This window comes from Massilia sp. Mn16-1_5 (genome assembly GCF_004798585.1).
Taxonomy (GTDB): Bacteria; Pseudomonadota; Gammaproteobacteria; order Burkholderiales; family Burkholderiaceae_D; genus Telluria.
The window spans coordinates 261875-284299 of sequence record NZ_PPXQ01000003.1 but is presented as its reverse complement, the minus strand read 5'-3'; the positions used below and the strand labels follow the sequence as shown (position 1 = coordinate 284299).

At 62.7% G+C, this 22425-nt stretch carries 27 protein-coding genes; 10 read left to right on the top strand and 17 right to left on the bottom strand.

Annotation, left to right across the window (positions count from 1 at the left end; genetic code table 11):
• Positions 1-42 precede the first annotated feature (42 nt).
• From C2862_RS05095 to C2862_RS05065, 7 genes are all read right to left on the bottom strand, one after another.
• Positions 43-981 carry a CysB family HTH-type transcriptional regulator gene (locus tag C2862_RS05095; protein ID WP_136219022.1) on the bottom strand — a complete coding sequence of 313 codons (939 nt, stop codon included), beginning with the start codon at positions 979-981 and terminating at the stop codon, positions 43-45.
• Positions 978-2051: a sulfate/molybdate ABC transporter ATP-binding protein gene (locus C2862_RS05090; RefSeq protein WP_136219021.1), complete on the bottom strand. Its 1074-nt coding sequence runs from the start codon at positions 2049-2051 to the stop codon at positions 978-980. The genes C2862_RS05095 and C2862_RS05090 overlap by 4 nt, the downstream gene beginning before the upstream one ends.
• Positions 2048-2956 carry a sulfate ABC transporter permease subunit CysW gene (cysW, locus tag C2862_RS05085; RefSeq protein ID WP_136219020.1) on the bottom strand — a complete coding sequence of 303 codons (909 nt, stop codon included), beginning with the start codon at positions 2954-2956 and terminating at the stop codon, positions 2048-2050. Before cysW ends, C2862_RS05090 begins: the two co-directional genes overlap by 4 nt.
• Positions 2953-3795: a sulfate ABC transporter permease subunit CysT gene (cysT, locus tag C2862_RS05080; RefSeq protein WP_136219019.1), complete on the bottom strand. Its 843-nt coding sequence runs from the start codon at positions 3793-3795 to the stop codon at positions 2953-2955. The genes cysW and cysT overlap by 4 nt, the downstream gene beginning before the upstream one ends.
• A 124-nt stretch (positions 3796-3919) precedes the next feature.
• Complete coding sequence (locus C2862_RS05075) at positions 3920-4693, bottom strand: sulfite exporter TauE/SafE family protein (RefSeq protein WP_136219018.1); 774 nt, start codon at positions 4691-4693, stop codon at positions 3920-3922.
• A gap of 234 nt (positions 4694-4927) precedes the next feature.
• Positions 4928-5566: a peroxiredoxin gene (locus C2862_RS05070; RefSeq protein WP_136219017.1), complete on the bottom strand. Its 639-nt coding sequence runs from the start codon at positions 5564-5566 to the stop codon at positions 4928-4930.
• Positions 5567-5679: 113 nt separating this feature from the next.
• Positions 5680-6066 (bottom strand): diacylglycerol kinase, encoded by a 387-nt coding sequence (locus tag C2862_RS05065; RefSeq protein WP_136219016.1) that lies wholly within the window; start codon positions 6064-6066, stop codon positions 5680-5682.
• 153 nt (positions 6067-6219) lie between these two features.
• Here C2862_RS05065 and C2862_RS05060 point away from each other — a divergent pair, with 153 nt between their 5' ends.
• Positions 6220-7005 carry an IclR family transcriptional regulator gene (locus tag C2862_RS05060; protein WP_136219015.1) on the top strand — a complete coding sequence of 262 codons (786 nt, stop codon included), beginning with the start codon at positions 6220-6222 and terminating at the stop codon, positions 7003-7005.
• Positions 7006-7064: 59 nt separating this feature from the next.
• On the opposite strand, the gene C2862_RS05055 is transcribed toward C2862_RS05060, so the two are convergent.
• The 3 genes from C2862_RS05055 to C2862_RS05045 all read right to left on the bottom strand — a co-directional run bounded on the left by C2862_RS05055 (position 7065) and on the right by C2862_RS05045 (position 10026).
• Entirely contained in the window at positions 7065-8246 is a 1182-nt protein-coding gene (locus tag C2862_RS05055; protein ID WP_136219014.1) for a serine hydrolase, read from the bottom strand.
• A gap of 176 nt (positions 8247-8422) precedes the next feature.
• On the bottom strand, positions 8423-9118 hold the full coding sequence (locus C2862_RS05050; protein WP_136219013.1) for a nitroreductase: 696 nt from the start codon (positions 9116-9118) through the stop codon (positions 8423-8425).
• Complete coding sequence (locus C2862_RS05045; RefSeq protein ID WP_136219012.1) at positions 9115-10026, bottom strand: DMT family transporter; 912 nt, start codon at positions 10024-10026, stop codon at positions 9115-9117. The genes C2862_RS05050 and C2862_RS05045 overlap by 4 nt, the downstream gene beginning before the upstream one ends.
• 347 nt (positions 10027-10373) lie before the next feature.
• Here C2862_RS05045 and phaP point away from each other — a divergent pair, with 347 nt between their 5' ends.
• Positions 10374-10958, top strand: a complete 585-nt coding sequence (gene phaP, locus C2862_RS05040; RefSeq protein WP_136219011.1) for a TIGR01841 family phasin — start codon at positions 10374-10376, stop codon at positions 10956-10958.
• A 217-nt stretch (positions 10959-11175) separates the two neighbouring features.
• On the opposite strand, the gene C2862_RS05035 is transcribed toward phaP, so the two are convergent.
• From C2862_RS05035 to C2862_RS05010, 6 genes are all read right to left on the bottom strand, one after another.
• Positions 11176-11898, bottom strand: a complete 723-nt coding sequence (locus C2862_RS05035; protein ID WP_136219010.1) for an ABC transporter ATP-binding protein — start codon at positions 11896-11898, stop codon at positions 11176-11178.
• Positions 11898-12665, bottom strand: coding sequence for an ABC transporter ATP-binding protein (locus C2862_RS05030; RefSeq protein ID WP_136219009.1), 768 nt, complete (start codon positions 12663-12665; stop codon positions 11898-11900). The genes C2862_RS05035 and C2862_RS05030 overlap by 1 nt, the downstream gene beginning before the upstream one ends.
• Before the next feature lie 15 nt (positions 12666-12680).
• Entirely contained in the window at positions 12681-13895 is a 1215-nt protein-coding gene (locus tag C2862_RS05025) for an ABC transporter ATP-binding protein (RefSeq protein WP_136219008.1), read from the bottom strand.
• Positions 13896-13905: 10 nt separating this feature from the next.
• Positions 13906-14841, bottom strand: a complete 936-nt coding sequence (locus C2862_RS05020) for a branched-chain amino acid ABC transporter permease (protein WP_136219007.1) — start codon at positions 14839-14841, stop codon at positions 13906-13908.
• A gap of 204 nt (positions 14842-15045) precedes the next feature.
• Positions 15046-16002: a 4-hydroxy-3-methylbut-2-enyl diphosphate reductase gene (ispH, locus tag C2862_RS05015; protein ID WP_136219006.1), complete on the bottom strand. Its 957-nt coding sequence runs from the start codon at positions 16000-16002 to the stop codon at positions 15046-15048.
• A gap of 10 nt (positions 16003-16012) precedes the next feature.
• Positions 16013-16468, bottom strand: coding sequence for a peptidylprolyl isomerase (locus C2862_RS05010; protein WP_136219005.1), 456 nt, complete (start codon positions 16466-16468; stop codon positions 16013-16015).
• 205 nt (positions 16469-16673) lie between these two features.
• Between C2862_RS05010 and C2862_RS05005 the strand changes: the two genes are divergently transcribed.
• From C2862_RS05005 to C2862_RS04970, 8 genes are all read left to right on the top strand, one after another.
• Positions 16674-17162 (top strand): RDD family protein, encoded by a 489-nt coding sequence (locus C2862_RS05005; protein ID WP_136219004.1) that lies wholly within the window; start codon positions 16674-16676, stop codon positions 17160-17162.
• A 115-nt stretch (positions 17163-17277) separates the two neighbouring features.
• The gene (locus C2862_RS26005; protein WP_136219003.1) at positions 17278-17637 is read left to right on the top strand and encodes a TetR/AcrR family transcriptional regulator; all 360 of its coding nucleotides are present in this window, start codon (positions 17278-17280) and stop codon (positions 17635-17637) included.
• A 10-nt stretch (positions 17638-17647) separates the two neighbouring features.
• Entirely contained in the window at positions 17648-18001 is a 354-nt protein-coding gene (locus C2862_RS04995) for a hypothetical protein (RefSeq protein ID WP_136219002.1), read from the top strand.
• A 112-nt stretch (positions 18002-18113) separates the two neighbouring features.
• Entirely contained in the window at positions 18114-18605 is a 492-nt protein-coding gene (locus tag C2862_RS04990; RefSeq protein WP_136219001.1) for an RDD family protein, read from the top strand.
• A 92-nt stretch (positions 18606-18697) separates the two neighbouring features.
• Complete coding sequence (radC, locus tag C2862_RS04985) at positions 18698-19369, top strand: DNA repair protein RadC (RefSeq protein ID WP_136219000.1); 672 nt, start codon at positions 18698-18700, stop codon at positions 19367-19369.
• Positions 19370-19544: 175 nt separating this feature from the next.
• Positions 19545-19781 carry a 50S ribosomal protein L28 gene (rpmB, locus tag C2862_RS04980; protein ID WP_005665737.1) on the top strand — a complete coding sequence of 79 codons (237 nt, stop codon included), beginning with the start codon at positions 19545-19547 and terminating at the stop codon, positions 19779-19781.
• A 10-nt stretch (positions 19782-19791) separates the two neighbouring features.
• A complete protein-coding gene (gene rpmG, locus C2862_RS04975) occupies positions 19792-19962 on the top strand; it encodes a 50S ribosomal protein L33 (RefSeq protein WP_182991897.1) in 171 nt (56 codons plus the stop codon).
• Between the two features lie 156 nt (positions 19963-20118).
• Positions 20119-21156, top strand: a complete 1038-nt coding sequence (locus tag C2862_RS04970; protein ID WP_136218998.1) for a lysozyme inhibitor LprI family protein — start codon at positions 20119-20121, stop codon at positions 21154-21156.
• 51 nt (positions 21157-21207) lie between these two features.
• On the opposite strand, the gene C2862_RS04965 is transcribed toward C2862_RS04970, so the two are convergent.
• Complete coding sequence (locus tag C2862_RS04965; RefSeq protein ID WP_136218997.1) at positions 21208-22416, bottom strand: fatty acid desaturase; 1209 nt, start codon at positions 22414-22416, stop codon at positions 21208-21210.
• Positions 22417-22425: the final 9 nt, after the last annotated feature.

The window sequence follows — 22425 nt, the reverse complement described above, 5'->3', positions numbered from 1 at the left end:
CCGTTGAACGCGTGGACGGCGGAGCCGTCCACCCTACATCAGTCAAATCCCCACCGCCTCATCCGCCGCCAGCGAGCGCTCGATATCCTGCTTCGTGAACCCCGGCGCAAAACGTTCGATGAAGTGATAGGCATACGCCCGAAGATATGCCCCGCGCCGCACGGCCAGGCGCGTCACGTTCGGCGCAAACAGGTGCGAAGACTCGATCGCCCTTAGTCCCCTGTCGCGTCCATGGTCGAAGGCCATCGAGGCGATAATTCCGACGCCCATCCCCAGCGACACATACTGCTTGATGACGTCCGAGTCCATGGCGGTGAGCACCATGTCCGGCGCCAGTTCGGCTTTACTGAAAGCCTCGTCGATGTGGCTGCGGCCCGTATAGCCGACGTCGTAGGTGATCAGCGGATGCTCGGCCAGGTCTTCCAGGCGCAGCGGCGTCTTACTCAGCAGCGGATGGCCGTCGGGCGCGACCACCACGTGGCTCCAGCGATAGCACGGGAAGGACACCAGGTCCGGGAAGGCTGTCAAACCCTCGGTCGCGATGCCGATGTCGGCGCGGCCCGAGAGCACATATTCGGCGATGTGTTCCGGTGCGCTCTGCTGCAGGGCGATGCGCACGTTCGGAAAGGCGTTGCGGAAGGACTGCACCACTTGCGGCAGCGCGTAGCGCGCCTGGGTGTGGGTGACGGCGATGGTCAATGTGCCGCTGTCCTGGGCCGAATATTCCTGGCTGGCCTGCGCCAGGTTTTCCGCTTCCACCAGCAGGCGCTCGACGATTTTTAAAATGCCCTTGCCCGGCGCAGTGAGGCCGGTCAGGCGCTTGCCGTTGCGCTCGAAGATGACGACGCCGAGTTCGTCTTCGAGTTCGCGGATCTGGCGCGACACGCCAGGCTGCGAGGTGAACAGCGCACTGGCGACGTCGGTCAGGTTGAAATTGCGGCGCGCGGCTTCACGCACCGAGCGCAGCTGCTGGAAGTTCATATGCCGCCTCCCTCGTCGACGAAGACTTGGATCTGGCGCGGCCGCACGACCAGGGTCTCGCCTTCCTTGAGACCGAGGCCGGCGAAGCGCTCGTTCGGTATCACGGCTTCGATCAGCTGGGCATTGTCCGTGCGCTCGAGGTCGAGCTGGGCCAGCGGGCCGATCGCATGCGCGCGGCGCAGCTTCACCACGATGCCCTGCTTGCCTGCCGCATAGCGTTCGACGTCGAGGTCGTGCGGACGTACGTAGCCGATGCCGTCGGCGTTCTGCACGCCGCCAAAACCGGGCGCGTCGAACAGCGCGTCGCCGCTGGCCAGCACGCCATCGTGCACGCGGCCGTGGAACAGGTTGACGTTGCCGAGGAAGCTGTACACGAAGGGCGACGCGGGCGCGTTGTACACGCTCTCCGGCGTGCCGAGCTGCTCGACGCGGCCCTTGTTCATGACCACCACCTGGTCCGCCACTTCCAGCGCTTCTTCCTGGTCGTGGGTGACGAAGATCGAGGTCACGTGCAGCTCGTCGTGCAGGCGGCGCAGCCAGCGGCGCAGTTCCTTGCGCACCTTGGCGTCCAGTGCGCCGAAGGGCTCATCCAATAACAGCACGCGCGGCTCCACGGCCAGGGCACGGGCCAGCGCGATACGCTGGCGCTGGCCGCCGGACAATTGCGGCGGATAGCGGTCGGCGATCCAGTCCAGCTGCACCAGTTCCAGCAGCTGCTTGACCTTGTCGCGGATCTGCTGCTCGCTCGGACGCTCGCGGCGCGGACGCACGCGCAGGCCGAAGGCCACGTTCTCGAACACCGTCATGTGTTTAAAAAGCGCGTAATGCTGGAACACGAAGCCGACCTGGCGCTCGCGCACGTGGCTGCTCGACGCATCCTGGCCGTCGAGCAGCACGGAGCCGCTGTCGGGATGCTCGAGGCCGGCGATGATGCGCAGCAGCGTGGTCTTGCCGCAGCCCGAAGGGCCGAGCAAGGCGGTCAGCTCGCCATTCGGGAATTGCAGCGAGACGTCGTCGAGCGCCTTGAACTGGCCGAACTGCTTGCGGATGTGTTGGACTTCGATCGTCATTGCGTGCGCTCCGTGGTACCGGTGTCTGCGCTCCTGGATTGGTGCAGACGCCATTCGATAAAGGTCTTGATGGCCAGCGTCACCAGCGCGAGCAGCGCCAGCAGGGATGCGATCGCGAACGCGGCCGTGAAGTTGTATTCGTTGTAGAGGATCTCGACCTGCAGCGGCATGGTGTTGGTCTCGCCGCGGATGTGGCCCGAGACCACCGACACCGCGCCGAACTCGCCCATCGCCCGCGCATTACAGAGAATGACGCCGTACAGCAGGCCCCACTTGATGTTCGGGAGTGTCACGCGCCAGAAGGTCTGCCAGCCCGAAGCGCCCAGTACCAGCGCGGCTTCTTCTTCCTCGGTGCCCTGCTGCTGCATCAGCGGAATCAGCTCGCGCGCGACAAACGGGAAAGTAATGAAGACGGTGGCCAGCACGATGCCCGGGACCGCGAACAGGATCTTGATGTCGTGCTCCATCAGCCATTCGCCGAACCAGCCCTGGGCGCCGAACAGCAGCACGTAGATCAGGCCCGCAATCACGGGAGACACCGAGAACGGCAGGTCGATCAGCGTGAGCAGCACGCTCTTGCCCTTGAAGTCGAACTTCGCGATGGCCCAGGCCGCAGCCACGCCGAACACGAGGTTCAGCGGCACCGCGATGCCGGCCGCGATGAGCGTGAGCTTGATGGCCGAGATGGCGTCCGGGTCGAGGATGGACTCGACATAGGTGTCCCAGCCGCGCTTCAAGGCCTCCGTGAACACGGCCACCAGCGGCACGAACAGGAACAGGGTCAGGAAGATCAGCGCGACGGCGATCAAGGTGTAGCGCACCCAGTTCGGCTCGAAGGCATTCGTCTTCACGCGGCGTGTGGTCGTTTGTGGCGTCACGAGTGGTTTATCGAGGACTGCACTCATTTCTTGCCTGCCCTTCTACGGGTCCAGGCCTGCAACAGGTTGATCGTCAGGAGCAGGATGAAGGACACGATCAGCATCACGACCGCAATCGCGGTGGCGCCGGCGTAGTCGTACTGTTCCAGTTTGGTGATGATGAAGAGCGGCGTGATTTCCGAGACCATCGGCAGGTTGCCGGCGATGAAAATGACGGAGCCGTATTCGCCGGTGGCGCGCGCAAAGGCCAGCGCGAAGCCGGTCAGCAACGCCGGCACGATCGAGGGCAGGATCACGCGGAAGAAGGTCTGCAGCGGGCTCGCGCCCAGGCTGGCCGCCGCTTCCTCGAGTTCGCGCTCGGCTTCTTCCAGCACCGGCTGCACCGTGCGCACCACGAAAGGCAGGCCGATGAAGGTCAGCGCCACCACCACGCCCAGCGGGGTGAAGGCGACCTTGATGCCAAAGGTTTCCAGGTACTTGCCGATCCAGCCGTTGTTCGAATACAGGGCGGTCAGCGTAATGCCGGCGACGGCGGTCGGCAGTGCGAACGGCAGGTCGACCAGGGCGTCGACGAAGCGCTTGCCGGGAAATTTATAACGCACCAGCACCCAGGCGACGATGCCGCCGAACACGACGTTCAACGCGGCCGCGATCAGCGAGGCGCCGAAGCTGAGCTTGTAGGACGCGACCACGCGATCGGACGAGACCGCCGTCCAGAACGCGTCCCAGCTCATCGTGAAGGTTTTCAGGAAGACGGCCGACAGCGGGATCAGCACGATCAGTGCAAGATAAAAGATCGTGAACCCGAGCGACAGCCCGAAGCCGGGGATGACCCGGCCTGGTGCGCGCGGCTGCAGTATGTTCATGGAGGCCTTATTACAAATTCTTCTAACGGACTGTAATAATCTCACTTCCAACTCATAAAACAAACGAAGGAATCTTCATTTGCATAGACGAATTACGCTATTAGCGTGGTGAACCTTACATCGCTCAGTAGATGAGTTTTACTGCAACGCCGGTCAAGGTCATCGCCAGCAGGGCGCGCAGGAAGCGCTCCGGTACCTTGCGCGCCAGCATGGAACCGAGGGTAATGCCTGGCAGCGAGCCGATCAGCAGAGTCACCAGCAGCGTCCAGTCGATCGAGCCCAGCCACCAGTGACCAGCGGCCGCAATTGCGGTCAGCGGCACGGCGTAGGCGATGTCGGTACCGGCCACTTGCGCCGGGGTCAGCTTCGGATACAGCAGCACCAGCAAGGTGGCGCCGATGGCGCCCGCGCCGATCGAGGACACGGTGACGAGGGTGCCGAGGATGGCGCCGGCAAGGATGGTAGCGGCGCTCAGCTTTCTCCCCTGCAGCTGGCGCTCCGGGTGGGCGTTAACCCAGGCAATCATGCGGCGGCGGAACAGCAGCGCGACGACGGTCAGCATGACGGAACCGGCGATCGAATAGCGGATGAGCTGGCCGATGGCTGCGTCGAGAGCGCCGTAGCGGCTCAGGATCAGGGTGGCGATCAAGGCCGCGGGCAGCGCGCCCAGGCACAGGCGGCGCACGATGGCCCAGTCGACGGTGCCGTTGAAACGGTGGGTAATGGTGCCGGCGCTCTTGGTGATCGAGGCAAAGGCGAGATCGGTGCCGACCGCGACCGTGGGAGAGACGCCGAACAGCAGCGTCAGCAGCGGCGTCATCAGCGAACCGCCGCCTACGCCGGTCATTCCGACCAGCAAGCCGACCGCGAAGCCGGCGGTAATATAGGTCATCAACATGCCCCAAGAGTAAGCCGGGTCAGCCGTGGGACAAACGATGAGATTCTTATTTGCTTATGCGGGGCGCGGGAATGGGGGGTGTAGGGTGGGCACTCCGTGCCCACGCGGTTAAACGTTTGAATATCGAAACGTGTTTAAGGCCGCAAATAATCAAGCGGTAAGACCGCGTGGGCACGGAGTGCCCACCCTACAGCTTCGGCGTACGTTTCGTAGACGCCGCCGGAGCGATGTCGATTATTTGTTGGGCTGCGGCGTCAGGCGCAGGTATGGGCGTGGCGACGTAAAACCTTTTGGATATTTCTCGGCCAGCACCGCCGGATCCTGCACGGTCAGCGGAATGATCACGTCGTCGCCATCCTTCCAGTTGCCCGGCGTGGCCACCGTGTAGCCGTCGGTCAGCTGCAGCGCGTCGATCACGCGCAGCACTTCGTCGAAGTTGCGGCCGGTGCTCATCGGGTAGGTGATGGTCAGGCGGATTTTTTTCTTCGGATCGATCACGAACAGCGAACGCACGGTTGCCGTGGCCGACACTTCCGGGTGGATCATGTCGTACAGGGTAGAGACGGTCTTGTCGGCATCGGCGATGATCGGGAAGCCGACCACGGTCTGCTGGGTTTCCTCGATATCCTTGATCCAGTTCTTGTGCTGCTCGGCCGGGTCGACGGAGAGCGCGATCGCCTTCACGTTGCGCTTGTCGAATTCCGGCTTCAGCTTGGCCGTCAGGCCCAGTTCCGTCGTGCAGACCGGCGTGAAGTCGGCCGGGTGCGAGAACAGCACGACCCAGGAATCGCCCGCCCACTCGTGGAAGCGGATACGGCCGATGGTGGAATCCTGCTCGAAATCAGGTGCGGTGTCGCCGAGGCGTAAGGTCATGGTCATCTCCAGGGTTTGTCAGGAACAGGCGTGACGGCGGTAGACGACGCCGCAAGCCATCCGGCTATTTTGCGGCATTTTCGACAAGCTTGCTGTGCTGTTATCGCAGTTCCTTAGGCGAATCGGTTATATAGCACCGTGCCCCAGGTGATCGCGGCCAGCAATACCGTCAGCCCGACGGCGGCGCTGCCGAAGTCCTTCGCGTTCTTCGACAGCGGATGGCGCTCGAGCGAGATACGGTCGACGATGGCCTCGATGGCCGAGTTGATCAGTTCGACGATCAGCACCAGCAGCAGCACCCCGATCAGCACCAGGCGCTCGAAGCCCGAGACCGGCAGCACGAAAGCGAAGATGAGGCCGAGCGCACAGACCAGCACTTCCTGGCGGAAAGCGTGCTCGATACGCCAGGCCATGGCCAGGCCCTGCACTGTATAGCTCGATGCGTCCAGGATGCGCTTGAAGCCGCCCTTGCTCTTGAATTCGCTGGTCTGATGTTCCATCATATTTCTAAGAAGACATGAAGCTGCCATTATGCCCGTTCTACGCGAGGCCGGGAAACGGTGTGTGTTAGACGAACAATACTAGCGAATCGATCGCTGCTTTTCGCATTATGGTATAAAGTAGGGACGATACCGCACTGCACCAACCACATCATGAAAATCGAAACACTTGAACCGCCCAAGACATCGATCCAGGTGATTGAACGCATGGTCGCCCTGCTCGATGCGCTGGCGACCTATCCCGATCCGGTGAGCCTGAAGGAATTGTCGAAGGTCTCGGGCCTGCATCCCTCCACCGCGCACCGCATCCTCAACGACATGGTCGTGACCCGATTCGTCGACCGCGTCGAACCCGGCACCTACCGGCTCGGCATGCGCCTGCTAGAACTGGGCAACGTCGTGAAAAGCCGGCTCTCGGTACGCGAAGCGGCGCTCGACTTCATGCGCGCCCTGCACAAGAAAACCCAGCAGACGGTGAACCTGTCGGTGCGCCAGGGCGACGAGATCGTGTATATCGACCGTGCCTTCTCCGAGCGCTCGGGCATGCAGGTGGTGCGTGCGATCGGCGGACGCGGTCCGCTCCACCTCACCTCGACCGGCAAGCTGTTTTTATCGGTGGACGAGGCCAAGGCGATCCGCGCCTATGCCACGCGCACGGGCCTCGCAGGACACAACAAGAATTCGATCACAGATCTCACCAAGCTCGAACGCGAATTGAGTCTGGTGCGGGCGCGCGGCTATGCGCGCGACAACGAGGAACTGGAACTGGGCGTGCGCTGCATGGCCGCGGGCATCTACGACGACGGCGGCAAGCTGGTGGCGGGATTGTCGATCTCGGCGCCGGCCGACCGCCTGCAGGAAGACTGGCTCGACGACCTGGCGCAGACAGCCAGCCAGATTTCGGCGGCGCTGGGGTTCCGGCCTGCCTCGGTTGCCTGAAGCGGCTTCATGAACAAGAACGGCGCCCGCGGGCGCCGTTGTTCTTTGTTTTCGTCAAATTATCGTTTCTGCAATATCGCGCCGGCCGACAAGGTCGAAAACGAGGTCGGGGTGGCGTCGTTCGTGCTGACCGGGCTCGCGACCGGCACGCTGATGCTGTCCGGCGTCAGCGCTTCCAGCCAGCGGCGCATGCGTCCCGCGTCTGCGGTACGCGACATCTTGCCCTTGGAATCGAGGAAGACCATGATCACGTTGCGGCCCTGGATCATGGCCTGCATCACAAGGCAGCGCCCTGCTTCGTTGATGAAGCCGGTCTTTTGCAGGCCGATGTTCCAGTCCGGCAGCGCCACCAGGTAATTCGTATTGTTGTAGCGCATCGGACGGCCGCTGGCTTCGACCACCCAGTTCGGATCGGTCGAGTACTGGCGCAGCAGCGGCTTCTGGTGCGCGTAGGCCACCAGCTTCGCCAGGTCGCGCGCACTGGAAACGTTCTGGCTCGACAGGCCGCTGGAATCGACATAACGCGTGTCGTTCATGCCCAGCTCGCGCGCCTTTGCGTTCATCGCCGCGACAAAGGCATTGATGCCGCCCGGGTAGTTGCGTCCGAGGGCCGATGCGGCGCGGTTTTCCGAACTCATCAGCGCGATGTGCAGCAGGTTGTTGCGGGTCATGCGCGCGCCCACCGGCAGGCGCGAGCTGCTGTACTTGTGGCGGTCGACGTCGTCGTTGGTGATGGTGAGGGTTTCGTTCAGGTTCTGCTCGGCCTCGACCACGACCAGGCCCGTCATCAGCTTGGTGATCGAGGCGATCGGCAGCGCGACATTCGCATTCTTTTCGAACAGCACTTCCGAGCTGTTCTGGTCCATCACGAAGGCGACGTTCGAGCGCAGCGACAGCGGGTCGCCCGTCTTGTTCAGGCCGGCCAGGTCGCCGGCGGTACGGGCCGCGGGAATGGCCAGCACGGCCGGTGCGGCGCGGCGGATGGTCTGGTACACGACGCGGCGCTTGCCGTTGACTTTCACGACCCGGCGGATCAGACGCGGACGGTCGTCGGCGGCGGCAACGGTGGCAGCCTCTTTTCGCTTGCCCTTGGCCGTCGTCTTCTTGACGGCCTTTTTCTTGACCGCCTGGCGCTTCTGCTTGCTCGAACTGGCCTGCGCACCGGCACCGGCGCCAGCGGCCGACACAGGCTCGGCAACCAGGAACAGCGATACCAGGACAGACAACAGGAGCTTCAACATGGGTACTTCCTTTTTCACGCGAACCGATCAGGCACTAATCAAGTGTATTCGTCCGCAACTCAACTGCAAGCGAATTTAACACCCTCGCGTCTATTTTGCCGCACAACAACGGACTCATGCACAACGCATGGCCGCGTGTGCGGCGAACTTCTTCAAATGTGTAACGAGCGCAACACTTAATTTACAAAATGAACAAAGGCCGACAGCGGTTCGCGTTCGGTCACCAGCGTGTTCTCGATTTTCGACGGATCGGCCCAGCCCAGCGCCATGCCGCAGACCACCGTTTCGTTTTCCGGCAGTGTCAGTTGCTCGGCAATGATGCGGTGGTATTGCGTGAAAGCCGCCTGTGGGCAGGTGTCGAGACCGCGTCCGCGCGCCGCCACCATGATGTTCTGCAAAAACATGCCGTAGTCGAGCCAGGAACCCTGCTCCATGATGCGGTCGATCGTGAAGATCAGCCCGACAGGCGCATCGAAGAAGCGGAAGTTGCGCGCATGCTGGGCCGCCATGCCGGCCTTGTCTTCGCGCGTCAGGCCGAGCAGGCTGTACAGGTCCCAGCCGACCTTGCGGCGGCGGTCGATGAAGGGCGAGACCCACTCGCGCGGATAGTAGGCGTATTCCTCGGTATGCTGGCGCGACTGTTCGGGATCGAGATGCACGGCGAGGATCGCATCGGACAGCGCGACCCGCGCCGCTCCCGTCAGCACATACACCTTCCATGGCTGGGTATTGGTGCCGGACGGGGCGCGCGACGCCACTTCCAGGATGCGCGCGATGTCGTCCTGCTCGACCGGCTTGTCGAGGAAGGCGCGGATCGAACGGCGCGAGGTGATGGCGGCATCGACCGCTTCTTGTTGCTGGCTTGAGATCATGAGTGCTCCTGTTTCTTGACGACGAATGCGACACCGGTGACGGCCACCGCCATGCCCAGCAGTCCGAGCGGGCTGAGCGACTCGCCGAACAGCAGCCAGGCCATGACGGCGGTGGTGGGCGGCGTGAGGTACAGCAGGCTCGTTACCTCGGTAGCGTTGCTGCGGCGGATCAGGCTAAACAGCAGGAAGATCGCGCCGATCGACAGCGCAAATATCGACCACAGCAGCGCGGCGACGAAGTCGGCGTTCCACCTTACTTTAGACAAGGATGGGTCCAGGTGTTCAAATAGGATCGCGCAGGGCAGCAAGGCGGCGACGGTGGCCGCGAACTGGATCACGGTGCCGGTGCGCAGGTCGAAACTCGGGCAGTAACGGCGCTGGTACATGGTGCCGATCGTGATCGACAGCAGCGCGAACAGGCAATACCCGATCGCGAGCGTCGACAGCCCGCTGAGATTGATCTTGGCTGCCACCACCAGCGCCACGCCGCCCAGGCCGAGCAGCAGGCCGATCCACTGGCGCGGCCGCACCCGCTCGCCGATCAGCGGCGCCGCCACGGCAGTGAGGATGGGCTGCATGCCGACGATCAGGGCCGACAATCCCGCCGGCATGCCGATCTTGATGGCGCTCCAGACGCCGCCCAGGTAGCCGGCCTGCAGCAGCAGGCCCGCCACCGCCACGTGGCCCATGCGCCCGTGCGGCCAGGGCGCGCGCGAGACCAGCACCAGCGGCACCAGCACCAGCAACACGCCGAGGCAGCGCAGCAGCAGGAAAGTCAGCGGCGGCGCATACGGCAGGCCGAACTTGGCCACGATGAAGCCGGTACTCCAGAGGAAGACGAAAAAGGCGGGCACCAGCCAGCGGTGCTGCGTGAGGGATGCGCCTGGACTTGCGGTGGTGTCGGCCATGATCTCTTTAGTCGGGCGCTGTGACACCGGATGGCGAATAGCGCAATGGCAAGTCTAACATGGGCGGCAAAAGCCTTCCGGCCACTGCCTTTGTCTGTCCAACAATGGCAAACAGGCGATAAAAGTTGTCGGCAAGTATTTCTTCCGATGCAAGAACACAACAAAGATTTCCAGCATGGTGCGTCGCACCAAAATCGCTTGACGGGGTCGTCAAAATGGGCAAAACTGCGCTCTGTTGCGGTGCACAATGTCTAGTTCACCCGTTTCACAGCACAGATTTCAGCAACATATTCCCAGCAGCAAAACTCGCAGCAAAACTTCTTATAACGTCTTGTTTGGAGAATCTCATGTTTGCAATCCCAGAGCAGTTCTCGAATGCCACCAAAGCCAATTTTGAATCGCAATTCGCCCTGCTGTCCTCGCTGACCGCGAAGACCTTCGAAAGCATGGAGAAGCTGGTGGAGCTGAACATCAGCACCGCCCGTGCGACCCTGGCTGACAACTCGAACACCGCCCGCCAGCTGCTGTCGGCCAAGGACCCGCAAGAGTTCTTCCAGCTGTCCGCCGCCCAGGCCCAGCCTGCCGCCGAGAAAGCCGTCGCCTACAACCGCCAGCTGGCCGCCATCGCCACTGCCAATGGCGCCGAGTTCTCGAAAGCCGCCGAAGGCCAGATCGTCGAAGCCAACCGCAAGGTCATCGCCCTGGTCGACGAAGTGAGCAAGAACGCCCCTGCCGGTTCGGAGACCTTCGTCGCCGCCGTCAAGACCGCGATCAGCAACGCCAACGCCGGCTACGAGCAGTTCAGCAAGACCACCAAGCAGGCTGTCGAAGCCATCGAAAGCAATGTGAACGCCGCCGTGTCGCAGTTCTCGCAGGCTGCCGCCAAGGCGCCGGCTGCTGCTGCCAACGCTGCTGCTGCCGCTGCTGCCTAAGTAATACCGGCCCGCTTCTGCGGGCTGTAAAACAAAAGGGCCGCCTGATAAATCAGGCGGCCCTTTTGCATTGTCGGTCCAAAATCGGCGATACGGTATGGACGCTCTGTACGCGCGGGCATGCCCGCCCTACGTGCGCCACAGCAAACTACTGACGGTTGCGTACCGTAGGGCGGGCATGCCCGCGCGTTTTCACCGCATGCAATCCGGCGCCGGCTTACTCACCCAAATACGCCGCCTGCACCCGCGGATCGTTCAACATCGCCTGCGCGTTCCCAGTCATCGTGATCGCGCCGGAATCCATCACATACCCGCGATGCGCGGCCTGCAGCGCCAGCTTCGCGTTCTGTTCGACCAGCAGGATCGTGATGCCCTGCTGCGACACGTCGCGAATGACCTCGAAAATCTTCTCGACCATGATCGGCGCCAGGCCCATCGAGGGTTCGTCCAGCAGCAGCAGGGTCGGGTGGCACATCAGGGCGCGCGCCATCGCCAGCATCTGCTGCTCGCCGCCGGACAGGGTGCCGGCCAGCTGGCTGGAGCGCTCCTTCAGGCGCGGGAAGACGCCGAACCATTTCTCGATGTCGGCCTCGATCCCCGCCTTGTCGTCGCGCGTATAAGCGCCCATCAGCAGGTTTTCGTGGATCGACATGCGGGTGAACACGCCCCGCCCTTCCGGCACCATGGCCAGCTTCTGCTGCACCAGGCGGAAGGATTGCGTGCCCGTCAGGGGCTGGCCGAGATAAGACATCGTCCCCTCGACCTTGCAGGCCGGCAGGGTGCCAGTGATCGCCTTCAGGGTCGTGGTCTTGCCGGCGCCATTGGCGCCGATCAGGGTGACCAGTTCGCCCTTGTTGACCTCGAGGTCGATGCCCTTGACCGCCTTGATGCCGCCGTAAGCGACTTTCAGGCCGCTGATTCTCAATACGTTGTCGCTCATCAGTGCGCACCTCCCAGGTAGGCCGCGATCACCGCCGGATCCTTCTGGATGTCGGCCGGGACGCCTTCGGCAATGCGCTTGCCGTACTCGAGCACGGTAATGCGGTCGCACAGGCCCATCATCAGTTTCACGTCGTGTTCGATCAGGAGCACGGTCTTGCCTTCGTTCTTGATCTTCACCAGCAGCTCGCGCAGCGCCAGCTTTTCGGTGGCGTTCATGCCGGCCGCCGGTTCGTCCAGCGCCAGCAGCTGCGGATCGGTGGCCAGGGCGCGTGCGATTTCCAGGCGGCGCTGGTCGCCGTAGGACAGGTATTTGGCCGTGCGCTTGGCAAACTGCCCGATGCCGACGAAGTCCAGCAATTCCTGGGCCCGGGCGCGGATCGCCGCCTCTTCCTCGCGCGCCGCCTTGTGGCGGAAGATCGCGCCGAACACGCCCTGCTTCGAGCGCACGTGGCGCCCGACCATCACGTTTTCCAGCGCCGTCATCTCGCCGAACAGGCGGATGTTCTGGAAGGTGCGCGCGATGCCCGCCTTGGCCACCGCATGCGGGGCCGAGGGCGAATACGGTTTGCCGCCGAGTTCGAACTTGCCGCTGTCCGGCTGGTAAAGGCCGGTGATGACGTTGAAGAAGGTGGTCTTGCCGGCGCCGTTCGGGCCGATCAGGCCATAGACCTGGCCGGGACGAATCTGGATGCCGACGTCGGTCAGGGCCTGCAGGCCGCCGAAGCGTTTATTCACGCCCGCAATATTCAAGAGAAATTCGCTCATGGGGTATCCGGCGCCTCAGACGGCCGCCGCCTCCTGTTCTTCTTCGCGCGCATTCGCCACGTTGGGCCGGTCTTCCTTGTTCGGCGACGGCCACAGGCCGGCCGGACGCACCAGCATGATGGCGACCAACGCCAGGCCATACAGCAGCTGGCGCAGCACCTCGGCTTCGATGATCACCTTGCCGAACATCGCCATCTGCGCCGGCTCGACCACGTGGCGCAGCACTTCCGGCAGCGCCGCCAGCAGCACGCCGCCCAGCACCACGCCCGGGATGTGGCCGATCCCGCCCAGCACCACCATCGCCAGGACCGCGATCGATTCGGTCAGCGAGAACGATTCCGGAGAAACAAAGCCCTGGAAGGCGCCGAACATCGCACCGGCCACGCCGCCAAAGGAGGCGCCCATCGAGAAGGCCAGCAGTTTCACGTTGCGCGTGTTGATGCCCATCGCCTTGGCTGCGATCTCGTCTTCGCGGATCGCGACCCAGGCGCGGCCCAGGCGCGAATGCTGGAGGCGGCTGGTCACGAAGATGGTCGCGATGCACAGGAACAGGAACAGGAAATAATAGGCGTTCACCGAGGGCATGCCGTAGCTGCCGATATAGACCGTCGATTGCGAACCCGCTTCGCCGGCCAGCGACACGCCGAAGATGCGGATCGGATCGATCATGTTGATGCCCTGCGGCCCGTTCGTGAAATTGATCGGGTCGTTCAGGTTGTTCATGAAGATGCGGATGATCTCGCCGAAGCCGAGCGTGACGATGGCCAGGTAGTCGCCGCGCAATTTGAGCGTCGGCGCACCGAGCAGCGCGCCGAACAGGGCTGCAACGAGACCGGCCAGCGGCACGATCGCCCACACCGACAGGTGGATGCCGTTCTGCTGAATCTCCGGGCCGAACAGGGCGACGAGCGACTCGCCGATCGCCGGGTGGTAGTTCACCACCGATTCCAGCAGGGCCGCGAACTGCGGCGAGGAAAACAGTCCGGTCAGGTAGGCGCCGACGGCGAAGAAGGCGATGTAGCCGAGATCGAGCAGGCCGGCAAAGCCGACCACGATGTTCAGGCCCAGCGCCAGCATGATATACAGGAGCGCGATGTCGATAATGCGCACCCAGGAATTGCCGTACTGGGCGGCAAAGAAGGGAAACGCCAGCATCACGGCCAGCAGCAGGCCCATCGTGACATAGGCCTGGCGCTTGTTGTGGTGGACGTCGAAGGTAAGGAAGGCCATGTCCGACTCCTTATGCGCGGTCGGCTACGCGCTCGCCCATGATGCCGGACGGACGCAGGGTGAGCACCAGGATCAGCACCACGAAGGCGAAGATGTCCTGGTAATGGCTGCCGAGGAAGCCCCCGGTCAGGTCGCCGATATAGCCGGCGCCGAGCGCCTCGATGATGCCGAGCAGAAGGCCGCCGATCATGGCGCCGTAGATATTGCCGATCCCGCCCAGCACCGCCGCGCAGAAGGCTTTCAGTCCAGGCAGCACACCCATCGTGAACGTGATCGAGGCATAGTTCGCGCCCCACATGACGCCGGCCACGGCCGCCAGCGCGGCGCCGATGGCGAAGGTGGCGACGATCACGCTGTTCGAATCGACACCCATCAGCCCCGCGACGCGCGGATTCTCGGCCACGGCGCGCATCGCACGCCCCATTTTGGTGCGTTCGACCAGCAACACCAGCCCCACCATGGCGAGGGAGGCCAGCACCAGCAGCAAGACCTGGGTTTGCGAAATCATGGCGCCGCCGACCATGATCGGATCGGAGGACAGCAATTGCGGGAACGGCAGCGGGCTGCGGCCCCACCAGGGCATGGCCATGACGAAGGTCTGCAGCAGGATCGAGACGCCGATCGCGGTAATCAGGGGGGCCAGGCGCGGCGCATTGCGCAGGCGGCGGTAGGCGACGCGTTCGATCAGGACGTTGACCAGCATCGCCACGGGAATCGCACCGAGAATGGCGACGGCCAGCTGGACGAAGCCCGGTAGGCCAGGGAAATAAGCTTCAAGCAGCTGCAGGATCGACAGGCCGACCATGGCGCCGATCATCAGCACGTCGCCGTGGGCGAAATTGATGAGGTTCAGCACCCCGTAGACCATCGTGTACCCAAGCGCGACCAGTGCATACATGCTGCCTAGCACCAGCCCGTTGAGTATCTGCTGGACAAAAGTCTCCATCGTTTCCGCACCTCTAGATTTCGATAACAAAAACGGCACCCCGAGAATCCCGAAGTGCCGCTCATTGGCCTGACACAGCTGCCGTCAGCAGGAAAAACAGTTGCCACGACAAAAATTCCGAGCGTCGCCATCATAGCGAGCTTTTTGAGAAACTAACAACGGAAAATTGGCCTGACAACTGCGTTATCGAAAACCTTGCAAAACCTATGCCACCTCAGCCTTGGCGCCATCCAGCCCCTTCGGCAGCGGGAAGGTGACGTTCTCTTCCACGCCTTCGAGCGCACGCACGCTGGCCGCCCCCAGTTGCTTCAGGCGGTCGATGACGGCCTGCACCAGCACTTCCGGGGCCGAGGCGCCGGCAGTGAGCCCGATGCGCTTCTTGCCGGCGATCCATTCCGGATTGATCAGCTCGGCCTGGTCGACCATGTAGGCCGGGGTGCCCAGCTTGTCGGCCAGCTCGCGCAGGCGGTTCGAGTTCGAGCTGTTCGGGCTGCCGACCACGATCACCACTTCCACCTGCGGCGCCATGAATTTCACGGCTTCCTGGCGGTTGGTGGTGGCGTAGCAGATGTCGCCCTTCTTCGGCTCCATGATGTTCGGGAAACGTGCCTTCAACGCCGCGATGATTTCGGCCGTGTCGTCGACCGACAGCGTGGTCTGCGAGACGTAGGCGAGGTTGTCCGGGTTCGCCACCTGCAGGGTCGCCACGTCCTCGACGGTCTCGACCAGGTGCATGCCCTCTTCCGCCTGGCCCATCGTGCCTTCGACTTCCGGATGGCCGTCATGGCCGATCATGACGATTTCGGCGCCCTGCTTGCGCATCTTCGACACCTCGACGTGCACCTTGGTGACCAGCGGGCAGGTGGCGTCGAAGATCTTCAGGCCGCGCGAATCGGCTTCCGCACGCACGGCCTTCGAGACGCCGTGGGCCGAGAACACCAGCGTGTTGCCGGCCGGGACATCGTCGAGGTTCTCGATGAAGATCGCGCCCTTGTTGCGCAGGTCTTCCACGACATACTTGTTATGGACGATCTCGTGGCGCACGTAGATGGGCGCGCCGAACTGCTGCAGGGCGCGCTCGACGATCTCGATGGCACGGTCGACGCCGGCGCAGAAGCCGCGCGGCTGGGCAAGAAGAATCTCGTTTTCCACGTTTTCCATAATATTCCTGTTACAGGACCGAAATCAGTTTCACTTCGAACTGCAGATCCTGGCCGGCGAGCGGATGGTTGAAATCGAACAGCGCCGCGTCCTCGCCCATTTCGCGCAACATGCCGGCAAAGCGGCCGCCGCCGGGCGCGGCGAAGTCGACCAGGTCGCCCGCCTTGTAGTCGGCGTCGGGGACCGAATTTTCCTCCAGGGTCTGGCGCGAGACCCACTGGATCAGTTCCGGATTACGCTCGCCGAAAGCGTCAAGCGCCGTCAAGGTGAACGTCTTGTGCTCGCCCTCAAGCATGCCGAGCAGGCGCTCTTCAAGAAAGGGCGCGAGCTGCCCCTGGCCCAGCATCAGTGTGGCCGGGTTGGTGCCGAAGGTGGTGACGATGTCGGTGCCGTCCGCGCCGGCAAGGCGGTAATGCAGGGTCAGGTAAGCCGATTCGGTGACGACAGCAGGAGAAGCGTTGGACATGGTGTTCGCGTTTTTCGTAGAGCGGGCAAACCGCTATTGTAAAGCCTTGTGTCCGTTCCCGCCCGAGTGTCGCACCCGCGCATCGCCTATGATGTCAAGCAAACATTTGAACAGGCATGCGTTATTCAACAGCGCGCCCAGCCTGCCAAGTGCTAATGTTGTTCGGATTTCCCGCAAGCAATCCCCCACTACTGAGGAGTGAACGATGGCACATCCGGAATCCGAACTGATCTACGCTGGCTTTTGGCGCCGCGTCGGCGCCTATTTTCTCGACACCGTTCTCATTGCTGTGCTGAGTTTTGCTCTGTTGCTCATGGCGTATGGCCTGAGCTACATGGACGACCCGAATGCCTATTGGGGGCCGATGCAGGCACTGATCTCCTACGGCTTGCCGCCGGCCTTGATTCTGTCGTTCTGGATCCAGAAATCGAAGACGCCGGGAAAAATGGCCGTTGCCGCCACCATCGTCGACGCCCAAACCGGCGCCAAGCCAAGTACGAAGCAATTCGTGATCCGCTATGTTTCGTATATCGTGTCGGCGCTGCCGCTGTGCCTCGGTTTTCTCTGGATCGTTTTCGATTCGCGGAAACAGGGCTGGCACGACAAGCTCGCCGGAACGGTCGTCGTTCAGCGCAAGGCGGGCAGCTCGGAACCGGTACGCTTCGACACGCCAATGACCGGCCCTGTGGCCTGAACGCAGTACGCCTGCGCCGTTCAAAATTATTTACCGATCGTTCCAAAATAGTTATTGACCACCCGTTCCAGAATCGGCAGAATGGGTTCGTCAACACTACGCTGGAACCGATCACATGGCCCGTCCCCGGAATTTCGAAGAAGACACCGTCCTCGCCCAGGCCGCGCAATTGTTTGCAGGCCTGGGTTACAACGGCGCTTCGATCGACGATCTGTTGACCGCCACCGGCCTGCAGCGCGGCAGCCTGTATAAAGCCTTCGGCTCGAAACGCAATCTGTTCGAAAAGGTGCTGGCGGCCGCACTCGCCCCGGGCTGGACGGACAGGCCGGCCGCGGTCGATCTCCTGATCGTCGCCTTGAAGGAACTGGCTTCCGAGGATGCGCCGATTGCCGCCCTCTGCCGCCAGGCGATCCTCGAATCCGGCACCGACACCGCGCAGCTGCTGGGCGCGCGCCTGCTTGCACATCTCGACTGAAAGGAAGGCCATGCCTGTACTGGAATTGACGAAGGACGAACTGGTGGTGCACCTGAAGGCCTGGGAGGCGGTGGCTTCGCTCCAGCGCAGCATTCGCATTCCGCTGGCGAACGTGCGCGGCGCGAGCGAGGATGAGGGTTTCCGCGGCCGCGAACTGGGCTTGCGCGCGCCGGGAACCGGACTGCCGGGCATCCTGCATGCCGGCACCTTTTACAAGGATGGCGACCGGCAGTTCGTCTTCATCGGTCCCAACACCCATCCGGTCGTGATCGAATTGGCCAACGAAAAGTGGAATCGCATCGTATTGGGCGTCGAGGATGCGCGCCGTACCGCGGCCGAGGTGAGCAGCGCTATTCAAGCCTGAACAGCGAGGCCTGAACAGCGAAGCTTGAACAGCGCATCCATTGCACGCGGCGCGCCGTGATGCTACCGTGGGTCGCGGCCATTCCGGCCGCGCTGACTGGAGCATATTGAGCATGACGGTGGTCGACGAAGCAGAATACGAATATGCCGGTTTCTGGGCGCGCGTCGGCGCCGCCCTGATCGATACGGTCCTGACGATTTGCCTGACGCTGCCACTGCTGAGGCTGGTGTACGGCGAAGGCTATTGGGAGAGCGAACAATTTCTCCTGGGGCCGGCCGACTTCCTGATTTCCTATGTGCTGCCCGCGGTCGCCGTGATCGCCTTCTGGGTCGCGCGCGGCGCGACGCCCGGCAAGATGGCGGTCGGGGCCCGGGTCGTCGACGCCCGCACCGGCGCCAAGCCGACGACCGGCCAGTCGATCGGGCGCTATCTCGGCTACTACGTCTCGACCATCCCGCTCGGACTCGGCCTGATCTGGGTCGCCTTCGATCCCAGGAAACAGGGTTGGCACGACAAGCTGGCCGGCACCGTCGTCATCCGGCGCAAGGGCGGCGCGGCGCGGCCGGTGAGCTTCGAAGGCGCCGCCAGGGACACGAAGTCCTGAGCGCTTCCCTGCCGCACCTCAGCGGCAGATCAGAACCGCATCCGCCCGGATGCCGATAATCGGCTCTCCCTCATTCATTCTCATGGAGCGCTATGGGCATCAACGACTGGCCGGAACAGCACCGGCCGCGCGAACGGCTGGCGCGCGAAGGATCGGCGGCCTTGTCGAACGCCGAATTGCTGTCCATTTTTCTGCGCGTCGGCGTGCGCGGGCGCAGCGCTGTCGAACTCGGCAGCCACATGCTCGATCACTTCGGCTCGCTGCAGCGCCTGCTGCACGCGACACCCCAGGAATTCTCTCAAGTGCACGGCCTCGGCCTGGCGAAATATGCGCAGTTGCAGGCCGTCATGGAATTGTCGCGCCGCGCGATCTCGGAAGAATTCTTTCGCCAGGCCCTGTGTTCGCCTGACACCGTGAAAGCCTATTTGCGCGCCAAGTTCGGCTTGCAGGCCTATGAATCCTTTGTGGTCCTGTTCGTCGACGTGAAAAATCGCCTGATCGACGCCCAGGAAATGTTCAAAGGCACCCTCACCCACACCAGCGTCTATCCGCGCGAAGTCGTGATGGCGGCGTTGCGCCGCAATGCCTCGGGCGTGATGCTGGCGCATAACCATCCGTCCGGCATTCCCGAACCGAGCGAGGCCGACCTGCAGCTCACGCGCGCCCTGGCGCAGGCCCTGGCCCTGGTCGACGTACGCGTGCTCGACCATTTTGTGGTGGCGGGAACACAGGTGCACTCGTTTGCCGAGCACGGCCAGCTCTAGCGCCATCGTTCAATTAACTGCGTCAAAACAAGGCGCTAGCCGCGATTTTACAATTGTTAAATTTAACCGCATGAGAAAGACACAATTGTTTTTCGCAAGTGATTGATTCCGCGATGGTTTTCACGCTATACTCTCGTTTTTCCGAATTCGGAAGTTTATCTTTAAGGAGTGCACTATGGCACGTGTCTGCCAAGTTACCGGCAAGGGTGTGATGGTTGGCAACAACGTCTCCCACGCTAACAACAAAACCAAGCGTCGTTTCCTGCCGAACCTGCAGAACCGTCGCATCTACGTGGAATCCGAAAACCGCTGGGTCTCGCTGCGTTTGTCCAACGCCGGCCTGCGCGTCATCGACAAGCTGGGCATCGACGCCGTTCTGGCCGACATGCGCGCTCGTGGCGAAAAAGTCTAATTAGGGAGCTATCATGGCAAAAACTGGCCGCGACAAAATCAAGCTGGAATCGACCGCAGGTACCGGTCACTTCTACACCACCACCAAGAACAAGCGCACGATGCCGGCGAAGATGGAAATCATCAAGTTCGACCCGAAAGCTCGCAAGCACGTTCCGTACAAGGAAACCAAGATCAAGTAATTGGTCCGGTTGCTGTACAAGAAAAGCCGCCCACGCAAGTGTGCGGCTTTTTTGTTTATGTGTCCGTTATGCACCATGTGTGACAATTGGTGCATTTTTAGCAATCCTGAATGGGTATAGTGGAGGGGTTCGTAACCCGACAACCCCCCCCCCGCCATGCGACGCCCTCACGTCCTTCGCTCCGCTGCCCTGGCCGCCCTCTTGACGTGGGCCGGCGCCACGCATGCGGCCCAGCCGGCCGTTCCCTACCCAAATACTGAGGGCTTCGGCATCGATTTCGAGAAGAGCGAGGACTGGTACCAGAACTGCATGCGCGCACTGCGGGCTGCGCCTCCCCCCTCCCCTATACTTGGCAAGCTGCGCTGCGATGCGACTGACCTGTATTACCGGAAACGGGACCAGGAAAGCACCTCGAGCGCCGAGTGGCGCGAGGTGCACGACTGCGCCGAAGCGACGGGCGACGACGCCGTCCTGATGATGCTGTACGCAAACGGCTACGGCGTCGCGCGCGACCTCGAGCGTGCGGTCTATCATGCCTGCAAACTCGACAGCGCAAAGGCCGAAATGGAAATACGGGTCGGCTACCTGGCCTCCCCTGCCGCCGCCTCCGACGGCCAGGCTTTCGATCTGTGCGACCACATCACGAGCGGACGCATGGGCGGGGTGTGCGCCGCCATCAGCCAGACCCGCGCCGAGCGTGTCCGCGCCGCACGCCTGGACCGCTTCGCTGCCGGCTTACCGCCCCGCGCCCGGCCAGCCTTCGCGCGTCTGCGCGAAGCCGCCGCCGCATTCACGCGAAAGTCGGCCGGCGAAGTGGACATGACGGGCACGGGCGGCGCCGGCTTCACCTTCCGGCACAGCGGCCGCCGGGCCGAAGAGTTCCTGGACACCCTGTTCAAGGCCGCCGGCGGCAAGCTTCCCGTTGCCAGTCCGGCCCAGTTCGCTAAGCTGGACCGCGAGCTGAACGATGCATACCAGAAGGTGCTGGCGCTTCCATCGGAACAGGACACCCATCCGGAACGGATTCGCGGCTCGACGGTAAAGCGCGCGGATGTGCGCGATGCGGAACGTGCCTGGCTGGCGTATCGCGATGCCTGGGAACCGTTTCTGGCCACGGCCGGCCTGCCCACCGATGCGCTCACCGTCAAGGCCCTGCTGACGCGCCAGCGCATCGCCCAGCTGAAGCGGCTCTGAAAATAACAACGGCTCCCGCAGGAGCCGTTGTTCATTACAGCGCAGTAGCGCTTATGCGTAGCTACGCAGGCGCAGCGAGAAATCCTGCAGTGACTTGATGCCCGAGGCTTCGGCGCGGGCGCACCAGTCCTGCAACTGGTGCAGCAGCTGGTCGCGGGTCGAGTGCGAACGCTCCCAGATCGCGCCCAGCTCCACGCGCATCTGGTGCATGGTTTCCAGCGCCTTGCTGTGCTTGAACAGCTCGATCAGCTGCTGCTTGTGCGCCAGATCCAGCTTGCCCGGCTCGCGCTGCAGCAGCTTGCGCGAGGACTTGAGGAAGCGCTTTTCCAGCTGGGCCTTGTCCTTCAGGTGTTCCAGCTCTTCGCGGAAGGCATGCTTGACCGACTTGGCATACTTGGCCATCACATCGTAGCGGTTGGTAATGACCGACTGCAGGGTGTCGAGGTCGGCCACGGTTTTTCCCTTGGCGAACTTCGGCTCCGGTGCGACTTTCTTCACTTTCGCCAGGCCCAGCATTTCCAGGCCGCGGATGTAGGCCCAGCCGAGGTCGACTTCATACCACTTGCTCGACAGCTTGGCCGAGGTGGCATGAGTGTGGTGGTTGTTATGCAGTTCTTCGCCACCGATCAGGATGCCCCATGGGAAGACGTTGGTCGCCGCATCGCTGCAATCGTAGTTGCGGTAGCCCCACCAGTGGCCCAGGCCATTGATGATGCCGGCCGCCGTGATCGGAATCCACAGCATCTGGATCGCCCAGATGGTGATGCCGATGACGCCGAACAGGACGAAGTTAATCACCAGCAGCGCGGCGACGCCGAACCAGCTGTACTTGGTGTACAGGTTGCGCTCGATCCAGTCGTCCGGGGTGCCGTGGCCGTACTTCGCCATCGTTTCCAGGTTCTTGCTTTCGGCACGGTACAGTTCCGCGCCTTCCAGCAGCACTTTCTTGATGCCGCGGGTCACCGGGCTGTGCGGATCTTCCTCGGTATCGCATTTCGCGTGGTGCTTGCGGTGGATGGCGGCCCATTCCTTCGTGACCTGGCCCGTGGTTAGCCACAGCCAGAAGCGGAAGAAGTGGCTCGGGATCGCATGCAGTTCAAGTGCGCGGTGAGCCTGGTGGCGGTGCAGGTAAATCGTGACGCTGGCGATCGTGATGTGGGTCACGACCAGGGTGTACAGAACGACTTCCCAGCCGCTCAGGCCGATGAGGCCGGTATTCAGGAATTCCAGGACGGAATGCAGGATGTTGCTAAAGCTCATTAAGGCTCC